Source organism: Lysinibacillus sp. EB106-09-02-XG168, from assembly GCF_058791475.1.
In genome coordinates this window covers 1,807,095-1,828,920 of the sequence record NZ_JBYTDN010000003.1, presented here as the reverse complement: position 1 = coordinate 1,828,920, position 21,826 = coordinate 1,807,095, and the positions used below count along the sequence as shown (strand labels likewise).

18 protein-coding genes and 3 pseudogenes are annotated in these 21,826 nt (G+C 35.8%); 1 reads left to right on the top strand and 20 read right to left on the bottom strand.

Going from position 1 to position 21,826, the window contains the following annotated elements; translation table 11 throughout:
- Positions 1-60: 60 nt before the first annotated feature.
- The 10 genes and pseudogenes from AC3WSO_RS09605 to AC3WSO_RS09560 form a co-directional block, all read right to left on the bottom strand.
- Positions 61-2,331 (bottom strand): YheC/YheD family protein, encoded by a 2,271-nt coding sequence (locus AC3WSO_RS09605; RefSeq protein WP_492530392.1) that lies wholly within the window; start codon positions 2,329-2,331, stop codon positions 61-63.
- A 121-nt stretch (positions 2,332-2,452) separates the two neighbouring features.
- Entirely contained in the window at positions 2,453-2,884 is a 432-nt protein-coding gene (locus AC3WSO_RS09600; RefSeq protein WP_492530391.1) for a hypothetical protein, read from the bottom strand.
- A 462-nt stretch (positions 2,885-3,346) separates the two neighbouring features.
- Positions 3,347-3,679 (bottom strand): DMT family transporter, encoded by a 333-nt coding sequence (locus AC3WSO_RS09595; RefSeq protein ID WP_492530390.1) that lies wholly within the window; start codon positions 3,677-3,679, stop codon positions 3,347-3,349.
- A gap of 14 nt (positions 3,680-3,693) precedes the next feature.
- Positions 3,694-4,020, bottom strand: coding sequence for a DMT family transporter (locus tag AC3WSO_RS09590; RefSeq protein ID WP_492530389.1), 327 nt, complete (start codon positions 4,018-4,020; stop codon positions 3,694-3,696).
- Between the two features lie 5 nt (positions 4,021-4,025).
- Positions 4,026-4,556 carry a TetR/AcrR family transcriptional regulator gene (locus AC3WSO_RS09585; RefSeq protein WP_492530388.1) on the bottom strand — a complete coding sequence of 177 codons (531 nt, stop codon included), beginning with the start codon at positions 4,554-4,556 and terminating at the stop codon, positions 4,026-4,028.
- Between the two features lie 127 nt (positions 4,557-4,683).
- Positions 4,684-4,896 (bottom strand): helix-turn-helix domain-containing protein, encoded by a 213-nt coding sequence (locus AC3WSO_RS09580; protein ID WP_079560164.1) that lies wholly within the window; start codon positions 4,894-4,896, stop codon positions 4,684-4,686.
- 11 nt (positions 4,897-4,907) lie between these two features.
- On the bottom strand, positions 4,908-5,546 hold the full coding sequence (locus tag AC3WSO_RS09575) for a DUF2975 domain-containing protein (protein WP_492530387.1): 639 nt from the start codon (positions 5,544-5,546) through the stop codon (positions 4,908-4,910).
- Positions 5,547-5,816: 270 nt separating this feature from the next.
- The gene (locus AC3WSO_RS09570; RefSeq protein WP_492530386.1) at positions 5,817-7,085 is read right to left on the bottom strand and encodes a DUF5068 domain-containing protein; all 1,269 of its coding nucleotides are present in this window, start codon (positions 7,083-7,085) and stop codon (positions 5,817-5,819) included.
- 540 nt (positions 7,086-7,625) lie between these two features.
- Entirely contained in the window at positions 7,626-7,952 is a 327-nt protein-coding gene (locus tag AC3WSO_RS09565) for a hypothetical protein (RefSeq protein WP_492530385.1), read from the bottom strand.
- Positions 7,953-8,069: 117 nt separating this feature from the next.
- Positions 8,070-8,597, bottom strand: a pseudogene (locus AC3WSO_RS09560) (ATP-binding cassette domain-containing protein).
- A gap of 678 nt (positions 8,598-9,275) precedes the next feature.
- Here AC3WSO_RS09560 and AC3WSO_RS09555 point away from each other — a divergent pair.
- Positions 9,276-10,001 carry a glucosaminidase domain-containing protein gene (locus AC3WSO_RS09555; protein ID WP_492530384.1) on the top strand — a complete coding sequence of 242 codons (726 nt, stop codon included), beginning with the start codon at positions 9,276-9,278 and terminating at the stop codon, positions 9,999-10,001.
- A gap of 114 nt (positions 10,002-10,115) precedes the next feature.
- Here AC3WSO_RS09555 and AC3WSO_RS09550 read toward each other — a convergent pair.
- The 10 genes and pseudogenes from AC3WSO_RS09550 to AC3WSO_RS09505 form a co-directional block, all read right to left on the bottom strand.
- Positions 10,116-10,685, bottom strand: a pseudogene (locus tag AC3WSO_RS09550) (alpha/beta hydrolase family protein); the annotation flags it as partial.
- Between the two features lie 1,368 nt (positions 10,686-12,053).
- Positions 12,054-12,643: pseudogene (locus AC3WSO_RS09545) on the bottom strand (S9 family peptidase); the annotation flags it as partial.
- A gap of 581 nt (positions 12,644-13,224) precedes the next feature.
- On the bottom strand, positions 13,225-14,037 hold the full coding sequence (locus tag AC3WSO_RS09540) for an NlpC/P60 family protein (protein ID WP_492530383.1): 813 nt from the start codon (positions 14,035-14,037) through the stop codon (positions 13,225-13,227).
- Positions 14,034-14,819 (bottom strand): serine hydrolase, encoded by a 786-nt coding sequence (locus tag AC3WSO_RS09535; RefSeq protein WP_492530382.1) that lies wholly within the window; start codon positions 14,817-14,819, stop codon positions 14,034-14,036. Before AC3WSO_RS09535 ends, AC3WSO_RS09540 begins: the two co-directional genes overlap by 4 nt.
- A 7-nt stretch (positions 14,820-14,826) precedes the next feature.
- Positions 14,827-15,759, bottom strand: a complete 933-nt coding sequence (locus AC3WSO_RS09530) for a S66 peptidase family protein (protein WP_492530381.1) — start codon at positions 15,757-15,759, stop codon at positions 14,827-14,829.
- Positions 15,756-16,703, bottom strand: a complete 948-nt coding sequence (locus AC3WSO_RS09525; RefSeq protein WP_492530380.1) for an ATP-binding cassette domain-containing protein — start codon at positions 16,701-16,703, stop codon at positions 15,756-15,758. The genes AC3WSO_RS09530 and AC3WSO_RS09525 overlap by 4 nt, the downstream gene beginning before the upstream one ends.
- On the bottom strand, positions 16,693-17,748 hold the full coding sequence (locus AC3WSO_RS09520; RefSeq protein ID WP_492530379.1) for an ABC transporter ATP-binding protein: 1,056 nt from the start codon (positions 17,746-17,748) through the stop codon (positions 16,693-16,695). The genes AC3WSO_RS09525 and AC3WSO_RS09520 overlap by 11 nt, the downstream gene beginning before the upstream one ends.
- 15 nt (positions 17,749-17,763) lie before the next feature.
- On the bottom strand, positions 17,764-18,738 hold the full coding sequence (locus AC3WSO_RS09515; RefSeq protein ID WP_492530378.1) for an ABC transporter permease: 975 nt from the start codon (positions 18,736-18,738) through the stop codon (positions 17,764-17,766).
- Complete coding sequence (locus tag AC3WSO_RS09510) at positions 18,738-19,808, bottom strand: ABC transporter permease (protein WP_492530377.1); 1,071 nt, start codon at positions 19,806-19,808, stop codon at positions 18,738-18,740. The genes AC3WSO_RS09515 and AC3WSO_RS09510 overlap by 1 nt, the downstream gene beginning before the upstream one ends.
- 71 nt (positions 19,809-19,879) lie before the next feature.
- Positions 19,880-21,703 carry a peptide ABC transporter substrate-binding protein gene (locus AC3WSO_RS09505; protein ID WP_492530376.1) on the bottom strand — a complete coding sequence of 608 codons (1,824 nt, stop codon included), beginning with the start codon at positions 21,701-21,703 and terminating at the stop codon, positions 19,880-19,882.
- Positions 21,704-21,826: the final 123 nt, after the last annotated feature.

Below are 21,826 nucleotides of genomic sequence, written 5' to 3'. Positions count from 1 at the left end.
TACAAAAAATATCCCGAATAATTGTCCCCTTTCAAAAGGTCAATTACTCGGGTCTTTTATTTATTCTTTAAATGTTTGATCTAAAAATTTTACCGTTTCAAACATATTCGTTTTACTAGCACCCTTTACTAAAATGGTATCGTGAGGTTCTATGACTTTCTCTAAGAGTGCATGCAAGTTTTCCTTATTAATGAAATGATGAATTTTAGAAGGCTCCATCCCTTTAGCCTTTGCTGCCTCTCCCATTTCCTCCGTTCTAAAGCCATAAGTAATGAATAAATCTATGTCTTGCTCGTAAATGAATTCGCCCAATTTACGATATTCCTCTTCTCTCAAATCCCCTAATTCTCGCATTTGTCCAATAATAGCAATTTTACGTTTCTTCGCTATATTCGTAAGAACATTAATAGCTGCACGTACGCCCTGTGGATGAGAGTGAACGGTATCGTCAATAAGCGTAATGTCATCACGACAGTTATAAATAGTTAATCTTCTAGGTGGTTTTTTGAAATTAAGCCCCGCTTGAATATCTGCTGGACTAAATCCTAAATAATCTGCAACCGCAACAGCATTCAGCGCATTATAAACATGATGCTCTCCTAAAATGGGGATATACATAGCGATTCCCTGTCCTTGTAGCTTTATTTTAAAGGTCATACCGATGTCTTTATATCGAATATCATAAGCATTATAGTCCGCTGTGCCATGAATGCCAACCGTTAATATTTTTCCTTTAAACTGCTGTGTCTCTAAATAGTTTGAGTTGTCATCATCCTTATTCAATATTAATAAACCGTTTTGATCCATGCCATGTATTAATTCCGATTTTGCCTTCGCCACGCCTTTAATCTCTCCATCAAAGTTGCCTACATGAGCTAAACCGATATTTGTGATAATACTAATATTCGGTTGGATAATGCTACAATGATTTGTAATGATACCTGGATAAGCCATTCCGTATTCAAGAACAACAGCCTCATGCGAAGCATTAATTTCTTCTTTATGTTTTTTCGTATGCTCTGTTGTATTCCAATAATCTTTTGACTCAAAAACATTCCATTTTTGCGACAAAATAGAAGCAAGGAATGCTTTTGACGTCGTTTTTCCAGCACTGCCGGTAATCGCAATAATCGGTAAACCATTTCCTTTGTCTAAAGCCTTATTTGTCGTCTGTTGTGTTATTTCACTTTTTACTTCGCCTTTATCCTTATTTGTCGTCTGTTGTGTAGTTTCACTTTTAACTTCGCTTATATCCTTATTTTTTTGCCGTTGCTTAATTTCACTTTTAATTTGCTTTTGGTTGCTAGCAAGGTACATGGCATACTTTATCGTATTGATGACCACATCTAATTCTAAATAGAACGCAGGAGGGCAACCTGGTCGCCAGTTTACCTCATACATCCAGATTTTTTGATGTTCATCTAGGCCTATATCAATGCCAATTTCATCAATAACTTCTCCAAATTGCGAAATCTGAATCTCATCTAAATGTTGAGCTAGTGACAAGGAAAAATGCTCTAACATACGCCGAATATCATAAGCCTCTTCTTTAAATTCCTGCTCTAGAAAAGGATCTAAATAATTCGTAAATCCACCATTGTTAATATTAGGTATGATTGAGCCATTTGGTGCAATTCGCGGATAAATCGTCGTTATAACCCATTTACCTTCACCGTTTTTTTGAACATGAAGCCGAAAATCATAAATTTGACCAGATTTTGTTATCGATTGAATATAAGGTTGCACGATAAAGGTGCCTGTAGAGAGTTGCCCTCTTATCAAATCATCTAGCTGTGGCTTTGAATAACTAGTAATTTCCGTATCTTTCTTTACCTCAAAGTTAGCCCTTCCTACTTTCGAAATAAAATAAATCCTTTTTCCCTTCCGGCCATCTATCGGTTTAAATACCACTTTTTTATAAAATGATATAAATTTGTGGAATAAATCAACATTCTCCACAATTTCAGATGGAATTAAATATTTATCGAATTCCTTAGCTTCCTTCAGTCGCTTCATTACGTTCCATTTATTCCCTATAGAATAAGTTGTAAAAGGAATTTCCTTTTTCAATTTCTCAATAATGTCCTTTGATACGGACAACTTTTCTGGACTGCCTGCATTGTATATCACATCTGGAAAGGGCATCATCCTTTCATGCCAATCGCCATTTTCATATACCTTCCCTCTAATGGAACGATTATCGAAGTTAACACTTTTTGGTGTAAAATAAAAAAATTGAGCCCCTTCTGCTTTTGCAACAGCCGCAAATGCATATGACTTAATTACTGTTTGAGGATCTAGACGATGATGCAACATTCCAATAATTGTCATTCTTCAATCTCTTCCTTTCATCGATTTTCTCTCTAATAAATTCAATCAATCCAACGTGCATATAGACAGCTGCTATAGAGTTCATGTTATTTTAGTAGGCTAAAAGAGGGACATAATTTCATCACCATTTGGGCTCAATGATAAATTTCCCTTTTAACATATCTGGCTTAAGTAACTGAATCGCAGAAATACTACTTAATTCAATGGATTTTACTGTGGACGTTCGCTCTAACCTGACGACCTCTGCAATTAAATTCGTATCATGCCCTTCATAATCATAAGCACGCAAAAGTGAAACAGTTCCTCGACAAAGTTCTTTATCAATAGCCTCTATTCGAAAAAACTCTGTTTCAAACTGGTTTACAGTATCCATTAACCTTAAATGAGTACCGTTTTGTGCAATTAAAAAAAAGGGAATTGTATCGCTTCCCACTATTTTCACAAGCAGTTGACCAAAGTATTTAGAATGATAATCCTTCATCACATCTTGGAGTGCTTTTATGTCGTAGAGTGCTTCACATAGAAAATGGTTTCTTTTATTTTCATTATTCATTTCCCCCAGCCCCTCCCAAGTCTTCATGAGCCATTCGTCCAGGACAGTAAGACTCCCCATACAAGGTTTTAATGTAAAACAAAAATATAGGTGGGAGTTCCACTACCCGTAAAAGCCCGATTGGTTCATGAACAATCAGCGGGAATGAGAATCTCCCATTTCACTTTATGCAACATCTTCTCTTTATCATATGTAAAGACAATAAATATGACGACTTTTTTCGATTTACCTATAAAATTAGTTCTTTATCATGTAAACTGAGGGGAAATAGTTTACCGAATATAGATTATGTTAAAGATATTTTGAAGATCATTGCAGGAGGTTTTAAAGCAAGAAAAACGGGCAGTAAGACTCCCTAAACAACAGCAAAGAAGTTAGGTGGGAATTCAACTGCACGTTAAAGCTCGTTTAATGAAGACTTATTATCAGTGGTATACTCCACGTTTCACTTTATTGAACACTTTATTGAACACTTTGTTGGTCTCCCTGATTTAGAAGAATAACACCGCCAATAATTAGGGTAATTCCGATTGCTGAGTATAAATTAAACATTTCTCCCCATACAACGATTCCTACAATTACGGTTAAGGCTGTGCCTATACCTGACCAAATGGCATATGCAAGGCTTAATGGTAGCGTTTTTAAGCATAGGGACAAAGAATAAAACGAAATCCCATATCCTAATGCGACAGCTATCGATGGACCTAGAATTGTAAATGCCTCTGAAAACTTAAGCATCGTTGTTGCAAATACCTCACTGACAATAGATAACGCTAAAAAAAGATAACCCTTCATTTACAAATTCCTCCTTAATGTCCGCTACCAGCAAGGTTAAGTATAACTACACCGACAATAATAAATAAAATCCCCATAAGCTTTTTTTTATTAAGTAATTCCTTATAAAAGATTACACCGATTATCGCCGTTAACGCCGTTCCTATTCCTGCCCATATCGCATACGCAGTACCAATTGCTAAAGATTGTAATGTTAGAGAAAAGAAATAAAAAGCTGTTCCATACCCAACCACTACACCAATTGACGGGAATAATCGTTTAAAGCCATTTGTAAGTTTTAGCATCGAACTTGCAAATACTTCTGCGATAATTGAAATAAATAAAAAACCTAAAGCACTCATGTATGTTAGTCCTTCCTTGTCATGTGCATTAATTGTTCAAAGACACCTTCTGTTGCCTTATCGGATAATGGTGCGATATTTAATAGTTTAGAATAATACAATCCATCAATCGTTAACCGAATCAAATGAACAACGGGGGCCTCTAAGCCATCCTGAAGCAACTCTTCTAATAAACATTCATAAACGGTTGAGATGGATGAATGGTCATTTTGCAATATTTGAACCGCAATATTTAAAGATGCCTCATTCGCAAGATCTTTTTGAGAAGTTAAAATAAATGCTCTCGACAGTCTTCCAGTTCCTTGCTCAAAACTTGCTAGATGTTCAAAGGATTGTATAACCTCGTTTAAAATCGTTTCAGCAATTGCTGTTTGAAGGGCGTCCTTCGTATTAAAATGATACAGTAAACCACCTTTACTAATGTTCGCCCTTTCGGCTACCCTTTCTAAAGTTAACGTGCTTAAATCATTATCCTTTAAATATTGAATCGCCGTTTGAATAATATGTGATCGCTTTAAATCCGCTTTTGATGACATACAATACCCCCTATCAAATAAAAAACCGTCTGGACGGTCTTTTTTAGTTTACAATTCCTATTTCACATCGTCAATTACCGCGCAAAAAAAATCGAGACCCGAATAGCATTTACGCTTCGGGCCTCTGTTATTCTTCATCGTCTATATACTCCAAAATATCTCCTGGCTGGCAGTTCAATGCCTTACATATCGCATTCAACGTAGAAAAACGCACTGCTCTAACCTTTCCAGTTTTTAAGTTGGATAGATTGACAATCGACACATCTACTTTTTCTGCTAGCTCACTTAGCTGCATTTTTCGATCAGCAAGCATTCGATCTAATCGAATAATTATCGTCATTTTTTCACTTCCTAAGCTGTCGCATCATATTCATCCTGTAAAAACGCACCATATCGGAATACACGTGCTATCGTCCAAATGACGAATCCACATAATAATAATGTCCAATTAATTCCGGCAAATTGAAAGCTTATCTCTTTTATTAAACCTGTACCTACTAACAACTCACCTAATTGAATTTGTTCAGTTACTGTATAAGCAATGTACGTGCGAAATGTATCTACTGTCAAGCTCAATACAACTACAGTATAAGCTATCCATTCTATTTTTCTACTATTCTTTTCTGAAAAAATAATTCCTTTACTTAAATTACTCAACAGATTTCTTACTTGAACAACGATGAATAATAATAATCCTATGTAGATTGAAGCAGTCAATAGTAATTTCACGACACTCATTTTCGTATATTGAATATTTTCCGTTACCTTATCTGCTAATTCAATTTGAATCCCTTCTAAATGAATGAAAGCTGTTATATTACCCTGTTCCAGAAAATTATTTACACTATTCTCCGGCACAAAAATTACCCCTGCACATAATACACCTATCATAATTATCCCAATTATAATTAAAGCCATCATGATTGTAAAAATTGAACGTAACCCTTTTGTTAAAAATCGAAATTCTTTACTTTGGATTATTTGTTCCATTCCAAGCATCCCCTCTCTTATTGTTAATTATACATCTCACTAAACCCTTTACAATAATTAATTAATGTTTATCATTAAAAAATTATTGTTTAATTTTAATATCATGAATTTACATAAATGCGTTCTATGTTTTCAAAATTGCTGTTTCCTTTACATTATTGGGAAAAGAAATGTGATGAATGGAAGTGCTAGAATCGTCTCATCACAAAGGATTAGGCCTAAACGGATGATAAAATAAGCCCTCTCAATTTACGAGAGGGCTCCAGCCATTTATTTTGGTAATATAAATGTTTCTTTTTTACCTTTAGAAGTATCCTCTGCTCCTTTATTTCGGATCGGACCCAACTCAATGTCAAAGGCTTTATCTTTCCAAATTTTTTCATACTGCTCTTGATCTAATACGAATACTTGTAATAGCTCGCCATTTTCACCAGCTTTAATAATGTCATTAGGCTTATAATTTAATAACATACCTTCGCTTAATAAATATTGCATGCCATCATTAACTGTTAATTTCGAAGACATAGAAGATAAGCCAATTTCACTAGTAGCTTTATTTTCAAGTTTAAATTTCACTGTTAATAAAGTGACACCGTTTGTGAATTTTGAGAAACGAGGAGCTTCCACATCATTAGGTGTGAATTTTGTAAACTGATAACCTTCTAGAATAGCATTTACATCACCTATTTTTTTACTTTCATTGATGTCGCTTTTTTCCTTTAGAATCTTCTTTTCACCCATATTGTCCATTGTTACTTTATCTTGATAAAATGTTGAATTACTTGATACTTTTTTCGAACCATCTGCATTTAAAGCAAGATTAAATCTTCCTTCTGTACCAATAGTAGTGTCATATTTTTCTTTTTCTGCAAGCGGTACTGGAATCATTACTGATACTGTGCCCAATTCATTGATTTTTGCTAAATCTGTTTCACCGAATGGATAAGCGATATACCCAGTTACCTCTTCGCCTGCTTTTATCAAATAATCCGTTTCGAAGCTTAGTTTTCTTGGTAATTGATCTTCTTCCGGAATCAAATACTTATCATTCGTATAATATTTACTAGCACCCGTAAATGTAACGTCTAAACTAGGCATGTAGTAAACATCTTTATCCATATCATTCTTCACTGTATATTTAGCTAAGATGACACCACCATTATTTTCTTCGTTAAATGGAATATTAAAATCTGTGTGGAAATCCTTTAACTCTACTACTGAATATGCATCAAGTGAAATTGAAACATTCTCCATTTTATGTACTTGTGATTCATTATTTTCAAAAAGAACTTTAGCTTTCCCTTGTGTTTCCTTCTCCATATAAGAAATGAAGGAAGCGAAGTCAGCTGAACCTTTTGTTGCTTCTTGATCTTTTTTAGGTTCTTCCTTTTGGACTTTTTCTTTATCTTGTCCTTTTTCCTCCTGTACTTTCTTTGGTTCATCGTCTTTCTTTGTTTCGTCCCCGTCTTTCCCACAACCACTAAGAATGATTGAAGTCGATAAGATTAGCGAAGACATTAAAAATAAACTCTTTTTCATTTCTTCCTCCAAGTTGTTTCTTTATTAATTTTTTGGCTCAACTGTAAAAAACGAATAATAAAAGCTATTTTTCGAGCTGATACCCATTTTAATCCACATTTAGTTACAAAACAACTTGCATTGGAAGAAATTATACTATCGAAATAATGAACATCCAAATATTGTTTATTAAATAATTCAATCTTATTTTTCTATTACCATTATTTACATAATTCGAACTTTTTTAAGTTATTTTCATTGAATAATAATTATCAATGTACTAAAAAGGCTGTATCACTCATTGTTATTAGAAAATAAGTATAATTTACCCAAGAACATAGTCTCATTGCCCTTTTTGTAATTCATGATAAAACGAGGCTGATATCGTATAGATTATTGTTATTAAAACGTAAAAAAACAGAATTAATCTACAAAATATATAGAATTAACGCTGTTAAAAAATATTCAAATTGAATTTTATATACTTATTAAACCATATAGCATTAGTAGCAGACCTAAATAAAACAAACTTGATCCTGAATAGCTGGCCTTTTCGTACGCTCAACACCTCAAAAAATAAGTACCTCTTTCTAAGGTATCCTGTGCTATATACTGAAGCATAGATGCTCTTGTGACAACACCAATTATTTCCCCTTTTTCTTCCACATCCAAACATTTATAATGAGCTAATTTTTGAAGAATGGTCTGTAAAGAATCATTGAAGGAAATGGTGTTCTCTTGATTTCTTTGAATATTCTTAACTGCAATAGGTTCAATTACATCTTGGATATTGAAAGTATTCTCCCCATACTCTTTTACCCCAATAAAATCTCGAACAAAATCATTAGCAGGATTTTGTATGATTTCTTGTGGAGTATCAATTTGCACAATTTCCCCATTCTTCATTACGCATATTCGATCACCAAGTTTTAAGGCTTCTTGCATATCATGTGAAACAAAGACGATCGTTTTTTGTATCGTTTGCTGAAGCTCAAGAAGATCATCTTATAATTTTGTGCGAGAAATCGGATCTAAAGCACTAAAAGGCTCGTCCATTAAAATGATTTCGGGATCCGCTGCTAATGCACGAATAACACCGCCCCTTTGCTGCTCACCACCAGAAAGCTCTGTTGGTTTGCGCTGACTATATTTATCTGGTTCAAGTCCAACCATAACTAATAACTCACGAACTCGTTGCTGGATTTGCGGTTTACTCCATTTTTTCAATTCAGGCACAACAGCTATATTTTTCTTCAATCGTCATATGAGGAAACATCGCAATTTATTGAAGGACATAGCGATATTCCATCGCAATTCATGAATGTTGTAATCACTAATTCTTTTGCCGTTAATTCGAATAGTCCCGTCCGTTAAATGAATGAATCAATTTATCATTTTTAATAATGTTGTTTTTCCACAGCCACTAGGTCCAATAAGAACAAAAAATTCTCCCTTTTTGATCTCTAAATGAATAGCTTTCACTGCGACTTGGTCATTTGCATATTTTTTTGTGACATTTTCAAATGCTATCATTGTATAAGCTCCTTTTCAGCGTCACTACCTGTTAAACGAATACCCACGATATTAAATATATATTTTGTTAAAACGATGGGGTTGATTTCCGTTCCGACTAGGCGTTTTTCTAGAGCCTAGCCTTCACTCCAATCAGCTATTCCACTTTGTAAGGATTCCTTGATCTTTTGAGAACACACATTATCTATTTACTTAATGTTTTAATATAGAAATAAACTACTATTATTGTCTTCTTCATTTCGTATACGTTAAGCATAGTAGGTCTAGAACTAACACTTTTTTAAGATACAACGTGTTCCTATATATATTTCACTATCTAAAGTCATTTCAAACTTAATTTATTGTTTTATATCAAAACGTTAGTCATCTTGACGCTTTACTCTATTTGTCTCATAATTTTCATAGAAAATCGTATACTGTTTTTGAGTACGTATAACTACTATTCAATCCCCTTTCATTTCTAAATGGTGCTGGAAATTAAGGAACTAAATGAAGGGTTTTATCGTTCTATGAATGATGTACTCTATAAAAGAAAACATGACTTTATTTCTATTAATGACTTTGGAATAATTAGAAATATATGAGCTTCGTTATTGAAAAGAAAGGAGGATGGCAGATGTTGTAATCTATCAACATCAATGAACAATGAAATACGTGATTAATTTTTTCAAAGGACTTATGATTACTATTATTGTTATTTGTATTTCGTTTTTTATGGTGACGCAGCTATTCAAAACGCATGAAACTGAAGAGCCTATAGTTGTAGATAATCGTCCTAGTGTAGAAGAATTTATTGGCTCAATTGCTGAAATTGCTCGGAAACTCGGTGCTGAAAATGACTTGTATGCATCGATTATCATTGCGCAAGCCGTTTTAGAAAGTGAACATGGACAAAGTGGTCTTGGATCTGCTCCAAATAATAATTTATTTGGTATGAAAGGTAGTTATCAAAATAACTCCGTGACATTTGAAACATATGAGGATGACGGGAAAGGTAATATGACTACGGTGATGGCTCAATTCCGCAAATATCCTTCCTATGAGGCATCTTTGCAAGATTATGTGAAATTAATGCGTAATGGGGTTTCTTGGGACAAAAATTTCTATGCAGGCATTTTTAAAAGCAATGCGAAATCCTATACAGATGCTACGAAGTTTTTAACAGGCTCCTACGCAACAGATTCAAAATACAATGAAAAACTGAATGCACTAATAGCAAAGTATGATTTACAACAGTATGACAGCCCTGTCAAAGATAAAAAGACAATTACCGTAGCTGATGGTGACTCGCTTATGCATATTGCAGAAGCTCATAATGTTAAAGTTACGTCCATCAAACAATGGAATCAGCTTCGATCTGATACACTTGAAGCTGGTCAGCAATTAAATATTTATAAATATTAACGTCAAACCTCCAAGCTTAATAGGGTTTATCCTAATAGCATGGAGGTTTTAGTTTTATAGGCTTAATAAGAAAAAAGCTTCCTTATCTATCCTGTTCGGATATCCATTTGTTAATCATAAAACCTTAAAGTCTTTCATACTTTCTCCAAGAATATAGTGTGAAAACCACATCAAATTCTGCTTCATAATAGCCACATTAATTCCTGGCTGATCCGAACTATATGCCATTCCTTTAAATATTATTAATTCTGTATCAACTTCCATATCCTTTAGTCCTTGATATAGCTCATATGCATTTGGAATTGGGACTCTTGCATCCTTTTCGCCATGTTGGATTAAAGTAGGCGTACAGGCTGATTGATTATATGTCATTGGTGATGTTTTGCTATAGATCTCTGGATCATTCTATGGAGCATCTCCTAAATACATCCTAATAAAGTAAGGGATATCTGTATTTACATAATGGCTACTCCAATTAGTAATTCCACCACCAATTGAAACTGCCTTAAATCTACTACTAAATGTAGAGCAATAAGCTGATATATAGCTACCGTTGCTCCATCCCATAACCCCTACTCTATCTTTATCTGCAATCCCTTTGTCAACTAGTTTATCCACTCCAGATATAACATCATCGTAGTTAGCAATTCCCAGTTTTCTATAGTTTTCTTTTAAGAATTTCGAGATTTTGGTGGCATCTTTTTCATTTCTTCAAAGTGTTAAGAATGATCGACGGGTGCCGGTAGCTCTGTAGCAGGTAAAATATACAGGATTTTATACATGCTGCAGCTAGTGAGCTAGCCGAAAAACACTGTCAAACCAACGATGTATAAAATTCTGCATACACAATAAATTATTTTGTAATAGAAAACGAAGTAATACCAAGGGTTTGATCCTTGGTATTACTTCCTTTTTCTTCTAATGTTATGTAAAGTCGAAATGTATGAACATGAATAAAACTTTTTTTAAAAAGTTGTTAAATCAAATTGAAAGTCCCCTTTATAGAGTGTTAGGTTGTTCAACTCTAACAAATTCATATAACAATAGGAGGAATTATATTATGGCTAGATAGAAAAATATAGCAAGAGAAACAGAGGCTCAAAGCGTACAGAGCTACCTAGCTGCTATACACAAAGAGAACTCTAAGGTAAGTCCTAGTGATTTAACAATCGCAATTGCAGGGGTAGGTCTTTCAGCATTATCGTTATTATTTATTAAAAAGATTGGGCCACAAATGGGGAAACTTTTGGGGGCTGTTAGTACAGTCCTTAGTGTGGTTTCATTAACTTCATTGTTTTTAGCTAATCCGAATAGTTCGAAGTTACAAAAAGTTTTAGACGACTGTGCTAAAAAGAAGGGTACTTATATCTTAACAACTACAGAATTATGGGAGTACGTAGGTCATAGTGGTAACAATACTACCTGGGAAACGCGGACAACCTATTCATACCATTAAGTTTTTCTTGTTTTCAACTACTCGCAACTAACATTATTACAGAAGAAATAATAGAAAGAGTTGCTTTATAGTAGATTGATGTAATCAATAAAACTAGAGCACTGATGATGATTGTTACACGTAAAAATGTATCTGTTTTTTTACTTGCATTGAAAAAATCGTGAAGAATACCAAGCAAATAACACAATCCAAAAAATATAAGATATTGATAAACAAATATCGGTTTTATATAAACTGGGATACCCAAATAAATTATTTCAAATATGAAAATGAGTAGCACTACATATTTTGCGTATTTGGTGAAAAAGTTACCCAAAACACCATCTCCTTTTATATAATAGATTGTTAAATAATAGCTTATTTAAATCAATGACGGAAAAATGATTACAGATTAAACATGGCTTTCATTTGCATCGCTTCACGATGATACCCAGCGTTTTTAATAATAGCTAAGATTTCTCGTTGGAGTTTCGCCCTAGTTTTTTTTGTTTTTGCTGCAACTAGTTCCTGTATTTTTGGTTCTACGTTAATCAAGTGAATGTGATGTATTCTTCCAAGAATTCTTGATGATTTCCTTGAGAACTTACATTTACAATACCATAACCCGAACTTCCCCAGTAGTTTGGTTCTAAAACAATAAAACCTTTTTCGATAAACTGTTCAATAGGATATTTCTCATTAAAACAGTCTGAAAATATTGAAAAGAACGCCCAAGCCGGACCACCATGGATCACTACTAATAAGGGATATTTTTTATTGGCGTCAAAGTCGACTGAGGTTGATAAAACTCCTTCTATTTCAAGACCATCACTACTTTGCCATGAGATTATTTCCCTGTTACTTTGACCCCTTCTTTCTCATCAGTAATTTGAACCCCTTTATAACCATCTATTGACTTAACAAAGATCTGATTTTTCTTATTAACTGGGCTAAGGTATACGATAGCTCGAGAATCTGGAGACCATAACGGGTAAGTACTATCTAAATCTCCTGTTGTTAATCGGTAACATTGCCCCTTATCTTTTTCATATATCCATACATGATTCCTATAGTTATTGTCTTTCCAGTTAGCAGTCTTTTTGACAAATGCTACGTTTTTGCCATCATCACTTATATTTGTACCTGATAAAATTGGTATTGAAATAATCTCTTCTATACTTAGATATGTTTTTTCATTCATTTCCATAAGTACACCCCTTTGTTTCTTTCATCATATATTGAACATGACCCTTACTGAATTTTCATAAAATGGGTGGAAATCACTTCTCTTACTAACTAGCCTAAAGACACCCATTTCTACTGAGTGTCTTATCGAACCTTCATTTTAAACGTCGCGACATTTTTATAGACTTCATGACTTTATTTATAAGCTACAACTTTGTCATAGTGAACATTCAATATCACTGTTTGATTAAATTGTCATTATTGGTGAAGAGGGCAATGGAAAAAGTACATTATTAAAACTCATTTACGATGAACAATTGATTGCTGATTATATGCATCACCCCAAGTGTTTTTAAAAACAAAAAAAGATGCCTCTGTGTAAACAGAAGCATCTCGCTCAACAAAAGTATTCACTCAAAGTGTAAAAATCAAAGAGTGGTGGAATTGATATATGACAGGTGAAAATTAGCTTCTTGTTTATTTATTATGAGATTAGCTTTACGAATAAATAAACAATTGCTCATATTCTTCACCCTCCGTTCATTCAAAAATAGTAGGTTTAATTTAACATAAACTTCTATATTCTGCAAATAACATTAAAGCTTAAAATAGACTCCCTACCGCTATTATTGTTGTTGCTAAATCTTTTCGATAGAGCGGGTGTAATTCATTCAGACTATTAATATTTACTTCATTTCCACCAAGTGATGAATGGACATAGAAATCATCGCCTATATAGAGCGCAATATGATCTGGGAAGTATAATAAATCACCCTTTTGTAGGAGCTCGACAGCTATTTGTTTTATCGGAAACCCTTCGACAATTTTAGCATCTCGGTAAATCAATACACCACTTAGCATATACGCCATTGAACATAAACCTGAGCAATCAATACCGAGTGGCGATTTCCCCCCCCAGCGATAAGGTGCTGCTAAATAGCTAAGCGCTGTTTGGACCACATTTTCTCGTATTTGTTGCTCTGATAAGCTGTTTTCTGGAATTTTTTCTTGTAGCCATTGCCTACGTACATAACCAGTCTCTCCCGACGCTAATTGCACTGCTGCCCACTGAGTATCTAACTCGTTTTTAGTAATCGAACAGATAAATGAACCTTTAACAAGTGTTATCATTTTCGCACTTTGAATTCGAGGCTGGTGCAAAACATCGGCGAAGCTTTGGTTAATAAAATGGTTTGCTTCTTTTCGCCAAGTATCTGTTTTTGTTTTATCAACTATTAAATTAGCCTTTTGGCAATAACCTTCATAGCGATAATCGGTTAGTATGCGTGCCCAGTTCTCATCTATGTCTTCCATAATTTCTACCGTCATTCCATATAGTACCTCATCTACTAATTCTGAGGCTTCATCTGGCTTTGCGTGTAAATTTGCGATCATGGATTTCACAATGGCATTCATTCTATCCGCTCCTTCCGCTTCACCAAGTATTCGTAAACAACTTTGGAAATACGACCGATTAGCTGCCTCGCATGATCATTATTCGTAACCTCTGTTACGAAAACACCAATGAGATAATCTCCAGAGGTGCTGTACACAATCCCAGCATCATGATCTACTGTTTGAAGACCACCTGTTTTATGAGCAAGTTTCACATCATCTACTAAATAACGACTTAATGATTCGTGTATTCGTTGGCGACTTAAAATATCGATTGTTAGCTCACTAAATGCTGATGATAACAAGTCCTTACGATAAATTCGTGAAAATAATAGTGCCATATCACTTGCGGACGTTGTATTGTCACAGCCTTTTGCAAGCTTTTCAAAATCCATCATCTTCCGTTGAATGGTTGTTTGCTTAAGCCCTATTTGATGAAAATAATGATTGAGTGCGTCCATCCCTAGAAAATCGATTAATACATTTGTTGCTGTATTATCACTCGTAATAATCATCCATACTAAAAGCTCATAGATGGTACTTTGCTCTAGACGCTGCTCACTAATAACACTAAAATCAACCCACTCTTCTGGCACTATCTCAATCTCTTGCTCTAAAGATTGGTTGTTACTTTCTAAATAGTTCAAAACAGCAAGCAGTATAGGCACCTTTATTAAGCTAGCACTAGAAAACGTGTCTTCTAGCTTTTCACTTATAAAAAATTGCTCAGTCTTACAATCTTTCACAAACATATGCACTTTATAGGGAGCATTTTGAAGAATCTCCGTTATCGTTTGCTTCATATTTCACCTACACTACCACTTTTATCATCTGATTCTCCGTATCTATCGTGATCGTACGACCTAGTGGCAGCGACATAGTCGGTAAAATGTGACCACAAGTAATGTCCTTAATGATAGGTTTATGGAATGGACCTAAAATTTCTTGGAAAATTGTTTGTAGGGATAGGCTATGCTCTGGATGTTTTGGATTTTCAGGACCACAATTTGTCCAAGCTCCTAGTAAGATACCTGCCACCTTATCTAGTTTGCCTGCTAGTTTTAGTTGCGTAAGCATCCGGTCAACACGTTGCTCACTCTCGTCTACATCCTCTAAAAATAATATTTTGCCCTTTGTATCAATTTCATAAGGTGTTCCAAGAGATGCGGTAACTAATGTTAAGTTCCCACCAATAAGCTGTCCTGTCGCTTTTCCATCTACAAGCGTTGTCATTGTACGTCCAGGTGGATTTTCAAGACAGTAGTCAGTTCGTTCTGTTGCTGTCACACTTTCGATAAAGGAATTCCATGTATATGGATCCATCTCTGGCCGAATAAATTCTGTGGAGGGCATTGGTGTATGATAGGTAACAAAGCCACATGTTTGGTTAAAAGCGATATGTAATGCTGTCACATCGCTATAGCCAGCAAATACTTTTGGATTTGCCTTGATCATATCGAAATCCAGAAGCGGTAAAATCTTCATCGCTCCGTAACCTCCACGTATGCAGAAGATGCCATCAATATTTGGATCTCTAAACATTTGATTAACTTCAGAGGCTCTTAGCTCATCAGAGCCTGCTAAGTAGCCATGCCTTGCACTACATGTTTCCCCAGCAACTACCTTAAAACCTAGTTTTTCAATACTTTTAACTGCGGGGAGAAATTTTTCTGGTGGGGTTGCACCTGAAGCACTTATCAATCCAATAGTGTCGCCTTTTTTCAATGCCTTTGGACGAATCATTTGCTTACCTCCATCTTTAGTGAAGTTCGGTATCTATCCAATTCCTCTTCATTGGCCAATACAAAATGACCTTCCTCTATTTCGAAAAATGACGGTGGCTGAATGTCATAGCGGTGCTGTGATGGATCATAGATTTCTACGACTTTATCACGCTCCTTATAAGGGTTTGGCTCAGGTACTGCCGATAATAACGCCCTTGTATAAGGATGAACCGGATTAGAAAACAGCTTTTCTGTCTCAGCTAGCTCAACAATTTTACCTTTATAAATTACAGCAGTTCGGTCTGTAATAAAACGGACTACCGATAAGTCATGCGCAATGAATAAATAAGTTAAATCATTTTGCTGCTGTAAGTTTGCTAGTAAATTTAATACTTGGGCACGAATAGATACATCTAATGCTGAAATTGGTTCGTCTGCAATAATAAACTCTGGCTCCATTACTAGTGCACGTGCAATACCGATGCGCTGACGCTGCCCTCCTGAAAATTCATGTGGAAAACGACTAGAAAACTCCGGTAATAATCCAACATTTAATAATGCATTGCGTACCTTCTGTTGACGATTGGCTTCATGTTTGACGTTTTTTGAATTAATGAGTCCCTCGGAAATAATATAGTCTACCTTTGCTCGTTCATTTAGCGATGCCATAGGATCTTGAAAAATCATTTGGATTTTCTGTGTAATTTCTCGATCCCACTCTTTTGATATTTTGCCATTTAGTTTCTTACCGTGATACAGTATTTGTCCTTCAGTGACTTCATTGATCCGCATAATAGCTCGGCCGATTGTTGTTTTTCCTGAGCCCGATTCACCTACTAAACCGAACGTTTCACCTTTAAAAATATCGAAGCTGACATCATCAATAGCTATAAATTTATTTTTGCCTTTACCAAAAACGACCTTTAAATTTTTCACTTCAACTAACACTTCTTTATGACTCATGGGCGTATCGTCTCCCTTCAGCGAAAAAGGCTTGTAATGCTTCAGGTGGCTCTACTTTCGGAGCAAGTGGATCCAATAGCCATGTACGTGCATAATGTGTGTCACTCACCTGAAAAAATGGAGGACGTTCCACAAAATCAATCTTTAACGCATATTGATTGCGAGGTGCAAAGGCATCTCCTTTAATTTCTTGAAAAAGATTCGGAGGAGTACCTTTGATGGAATAAAGCTGCTGCCCTTTTGATCCTAGTTGTGGCAATGATGAAATGAGTGCCCAAGTATAAGGGTGCTTGCCATTAAAGAAAATTTCATGTGTCTTGCCCACCTCGATAATATCACCCGCGTACATTACTGCAATACGGTCGGCAACCTTCGCGACAACGCCTAAATCATGGGTTATATAAACGGTTGTTAGTCCATATTTTTGTTGGAGATTTTTTAGGAGCTGTAAAATTTGTGCTTGGATTGTTACATCTAACGCAGTTGTTGGCTCATCACAAATTAATATTTTGGGCTTACATGCTAGCGCAATCGCTATCACAATTCGTTGACGCATGCCTCCGGAAAACTCGTGAGGATATTGCTTATAGCGCTTTTCCACATCGTGAATGCCAACATCTTTTAACAATTTTAAAGTTTCTTCGTATGCGGCTTTACCCTTTAAGCTTTGATGTAAATGGACGCATTCCTCAATTTGCTTACCGATCGTTTTAAGTGGATTTAATGATGTCATTGGATCTTGTGTCACCATTGCCACTTCTTTTCCACGAATGCTTAGCCATTCCCGCTCGGTTCTAAACTGTGCTAAATCCTGATTATTGTAGAAGATATGCCCCTGATCAATATGTCCATTTTTATCAAGCAAGCCCATGATTGATTTCATGAGAACGGATTTTCCCGAACCTGATTCGCCAACGATTGCAAGGCTTTCACCTTTGTATAAATCAAGGGAAATATTACGAATAGCCGTTAGCACTCTGCCACGAAGTGTAAATTTAATGACAAGGTTTTGAATGGTTAAAATAGGTGATTTAGTTTGTGTCACTTCCAACATCCCCCTTTATACGTGATTTTTCGGATCTGCTGCATCTGCAAATGAATTCCCTATAATATAAAATGCAATCGTAATGATACTTAATACAATACTTGGAAAAATGAGCTGATATCTTAATTCTGGAGACATCATGAGCACTCGGCCTTCATTGATTAAATTTCCTAAAGACGGCTCACTAATCGGTAGCCCTAATCCGATGTATGTTAAAAAAACTTCCGAGCCTATTGCAAATGGAATAGCTAAACTCATTCGTAGCATAATGACAGAAATAAGATAGGGTAATAGATTTTTTATTATAATTCGGTAATCTGGTGTTCCTAAACATTTTGAGGCTAAGTTATATTCACGATCTCGTAAAATAACAATTTGATTGCGTATAAACCTCGCCATCTCTACCCAGCCAGTAATACACATAGCAATAATGATGGTTGAAATACTCGGCCGCAAAATATAGGACATTAAAATAAGTACGATAGTCGTCGGTATATTATCAACGACGTTGTAAAGTTGCGTGATAGGTAGCTCTAATTTACGCGAAAAGCCCCAAAGCGTACCAATCGTAATACCTACGATAGCCTCTACTAAAGCAACGACACAGCCAATAAATAGAGAGGTCCTTGTCCCTGCCCAAATACGTGACCATAAATCCTGCCCAATGGAGTTTGTTCCAAACCAAAATTCAGCGCCTGGCGCAATATTACGTGCTTGGAGACCTGTTTGCTCATCAAGATATATTTCAGTCGGTGATTTTTGCGCTGGTAAATACGGCTGTAAAATAGTAAAGGTTACGATAAGAAGCACGCCAACTAATAAAAAAACAGCGATGCGGTTTTTCAAAAAGGATTTCCAAGTTGAACGCCAATAAGAGTAATTAGAGTACGCTGTTTCTTCAGCTTGACGTTCATCAACTTCCGCAAACTCGAACAATGTTTCACGTGATTTGTTAGAAATATTATTTATTTCTTCTGAATACATTCCCATTAGCGTACACTCTCCCCTTTCCCTAATTTAATCCGTGGATCAACAAGGGCCATTGCAATATCCCCTAAAATGAGCCCGATAATTCCAAGTGAAGAGAAAACTAGTACTAAGCCTTGTACAATCGTATTATCTTGTCGCTGTATAGCATCTACGAGTAAGCCCCCCATCCCAGGAATGGAATATAAGGATTCAATATAGATAGAGCCTGTAATCGTAAAAAGAATGGTTGCAGGTAAATATTGTGCCATCGGAATAAAGGCATTTCGTAGTACATGTTTAAACATTAATGTACGTTCTTTAACACCTTTCGCCTTTGCTAGCTTAATATAATCCTTGTTTAGTTCATCCACCATATAACGTCGCATCCACATCGCATAGGAAGCAGTCGGCGCTAGTGCCATTGAAGTAAGTGGTAAGATCCAAGTAATGGGCTGATATTCATCAAAAAGCATTGGCAAATGTAAAATTTCTGTAATATACATTTGAATGACTAAATAATAAACGGCAGCTGGCACCGCTACAACAATGACAATGTAGCCAGTTCCCAAACGGTCAAGCCAGCGTCCCTTCATCTGGGCCATCAATATTCCGAGCGGAACCCCTACTAAAAGTGATAGTGCAACCGCACCTAAACCGAATAGCAAGGAATACATGATCTTATCTGCAATAATCGTGACGACAGGTACATCTGTCCGGTATGTAACGGATTTACCTAAATCACCTTGAAATAGATTCGTGTAAAAGTTCCCCAATTGTACAAGTAATGGGTCCCGTAAACCTAAATTCGTTATATAGATCTCTTGTTGAGCAGGTGACATCTTATCTGCTGCTGCACCTAAATAACCTTCTTCAGGCATTAAACGTAGTAATGAAAAAACAATCGTAATAATAATAAACAGTGTTAACACTGATTGTAATAAACGTTTACCTATATACCCCAGCATCACTTCAACCTCCTTTTTCAGAAAGACTAAAGGAGATCCCGACTTTTCTATTTCGGTATCTCCTTCATCAATACTCACTACTTTTGAATATTTATCTTGAATGGAGCCATCACGTTTTTTCAACATTAACTACCCTAATAATCGATTGATACAACTAACAATTATCGGGATAGGGTTTTAAATGATTGAATTTTCAATTATTTCGATGCGTTAGCTAACGCATCCGCCCGTTCTTGCTCCCACTTCACTAAAGCTTCTTTAAACTCCTCGTTACTCATTGGTTTTTCTAAAACTCGCTGACCTTTAAATTTCTCGGCCGTCACACCAAATGGGGAGTATTGAGCCTCAAATGGATTTAATTTAGAAGCAACATAGCCACTACCTCCTACTGAATAAGGAATGACAAATGCCTCATCAATTAAGAACGCTTCCGCTTTCGCAAACAACTCGTAACGTTTTGCTGTATCGATTGTCTCTTTTGCTTCGTCTACTAAGTTTTGATATTTTGTTTTTCCGTTTGCTTCTGTATAACCTTCAGCTAGCTCCGGTTTATTATAAGTACCGTCTGCAGTGAATGGATCCGTATACGTTGATGGATCGGCATAGTCTGGACCCCAGTTAGCTTCAAGGAATGCAAATTTACCAGGTTTACGAACCTCCGCTAAAAAGCCTGTTGATGGTCCGGCCTCTACAATAACGTCTACATAATCAGTACCTAATAATTTTTCAATCTGCTGCTCAACGACTTGTGAACGATTTGCCCAATCTGGACTACCAGCGTTATAAGGCATTAACACTTTTACCGGGAAAGTTACTTTCCCTTCTAGCGCTTTTTTCGCTTTTTCCTTGTACTCTAATGCTTTTTCCTTATTAAAGGAATCGGTGTTCGTAAGATTAGCTAATGGTTTTAATTGTGTATAGTCAACTCCCTCTACGTTGACAAAGTTTTTAGGTGTAATTGTGTTGCTCAGTAAATCTTTAGGATTATAAGGTTCTAACGTAAGCATCGCAGATTCGCGGTCAAGCGCATGGAACAATGATTTTCGGAAATCTTTATTATTGACCGCTTTCTTCCAATTTTCAGGCTCGTATTCTGCATCAAACTGTGGATTGAAGTTTAATGCAAAGAAGTACGTATAGAAGTTATTTTGTGTTTGACGGATTTGTGTTTTTTTCTTTTCGTCTTTAAACCACTCATCAATAATAGAAGTTGGAATACTCGCTGAATCGATTTCTCCTCGTAAAAATAATTCTGGTGCTACTGTAGCCGCTTCTTTATTGTATTTATAGCGAATACGATCAATCAGTACATCGTCTTTATCCCAATACGTATCATTTTTCACAAGTACACGCTCATTTTGAGGTTCAAATTTATCTAAAATAAAGGATCCGTTATATAGGAAATTTTCACGAGTTGTTCCAAAACTATCACCTTTTTCTTCTATAAACTTCCCGTTAACTGGGAAGAAGCAGACGTAGTTCAACATCGACAGGAAATAAGGTGTAGGCGTTTCTAAAGTATATTCCACTGTCTGCTTATCTACCGCCTTAATGCCTACCTTCGTAAAGTCAGTCATATCACCGTTATAGAAGGCTTCCCCATTTTTCACGACCGTCGCAATCCAAGCTGTCGATGATTCATTTTTTGCATCAAGTACATAAAGTAAGCCATCTACGAAATCTTGAGCAACAACATCCGCATACTCTTTACCGTCATGTGTAACCCATTTTGCATCGTCACGAAGCTTGAACGTCCAAACAGTAGCATCTTCATTTGATGACCATTCTTTCGCTAAGCCCGGTTGCACAACACCATAATTATCATACTCAATTAATCCATCAACTAAGTTCGCTGCAACAGCAAACTCATTCGTTTCAGAAGTTTTTAAGTAATTTAGCGTTTTTATTTCCCCCGAATAAACAACCCGATATTCTGATTTTTTTTCACTTGATGAATCGTCACTACAGGCTGCACAAAGCATTACAACTAGACACGCGAAAAGCATCCAATATCTTTTCATAATAAGCATCCCCCTAGCAATCTTTTTATCTCGCATAAACGGGTAGAGATTTATATGTACTGTAAGCGAAAGCGTTCAGTACAAGACTCCCACTTCAAGATATATAAGCGGGGAGATTAACTA

Excerpts from the sequence above, each read along its gene's own strand:
- AC3WSO_RS09605 (WP_492530392.1), bottom strand. The coding sequence starts at position 2,331 with ATGACAATTATTGGAATGTTGCATCATCGTCTAGATCCTCAAACAGTA.
- AC3WSO_RS09600 (WP_492530391.1), bottom strand. The coding sequence starts at position 2,884 with ATGAATAATGAAAATAAAAGAAACCATTTTCTATGTGAAGCACTCTAC.
- AC3WSO_RS09595 (WP_492530390.1), bottom strand. The coding sequence starts at position 3,679 with ATGAAGGGTTATCTTTTTTTAGCGTTATCTATTGTCAGTGAGGTATTT.
- AC3WSO_RS09590 (WP_492530389.1), bottom strand. The coding sequence starts at position 4,020 with ATGAGTGCTTTAGGTTTTTTATTTATTTCAATTATCGCAGAAGTATTT.
- AC3WSO_RS09585 (WP_492530388.1), bottom strand. The coding sequence starts at position 4,556 with ATGTCATCAAAAGCGGATTTAAAGCGATCACATATTATTCAAACGGCG.
- AC3WSO_RS09580 (WP_079560164.1), bottom strand. The coding sequence starts at position 4,896 with ATGACGATAATTATTCGATTAGATCGAATGCTTGCTGATCGAAAAATG.
- AC3WSO_RS09575 (WP_492530387.1), bottom strand. The coding sequence starts at position 5,546 with ATGGAACAAATAATCCAAAGTAAAGAATTTCGATTTTTAACAAAAGGG.
- AC3WSO_RS09570 (WP_492530386.1), bottom strand. The coding sequence starts at position 7,085 with ATGAAAAAGAGTTTATTTTTAATGTCTTCGCTAATCTTATCGACTTCA.
- AC3WSO_RS09555 (WP_492530384.1), top strand. The coding sequence starts at position 9,276 with ATGATTACTATTATTGTTATTTGTATTTCGTTTTTTATGGTGACGCAG.
- AC3WSO_RS09540 (WP_492530383.1), bottom strand. The coding sequence starts at position 14,037 with ATGAATGCCATTGTGAAATCCATGATCGCAAATTTACACGCAAAGCCA.
- AC3WSO_RS09535 (WP_492530382.1), bottom strand. The coding sequence starts at position 14,819 with ATGAAGCAAACGATAACGGAGATTCTTCAAAATGCTCCCTATAAAGTG.
- AC3WSO_RS09530 (WP_492530381.1), bottom strand. The coding sequence starts at position 15,759 with ATGATTCGTCCAAAGGCATTGAAAAAAGGCGACACTATTGGATTGATA.
- AC3WSO_RS09525 (WP_492530380.1), bottom strand. The coding sequence starts at position 16,703 with ATGAGTCATAAAGAAGTGTTAGTTGAAGTGAAAAATTTAAAGGTCGTT.
- AC3WSO_RS09515 (WP_492530378.1), bottom strand. The coding sequence starts at position 18,738 with ATGGGAATGTATTCAGAAGAAATAAATAATATTTCTAACAAATCACGT.
- AC3WSO_RS09510 (WP_492530377.1), bottom strand. The coding sequence starts at position 19,808 with ATGTTGAAAAAACGTGATGGCTCCATTCAAGATAAATATTCAAAAGTA.
- AC3WSO_RS09505 (WP_492530376.1), bottom strand. The coding sequence starts at position 21,703 with ATGAAAAGATATTGGATGCTTTTCGCGTGTCTAGTTGTAATGCTTTGT.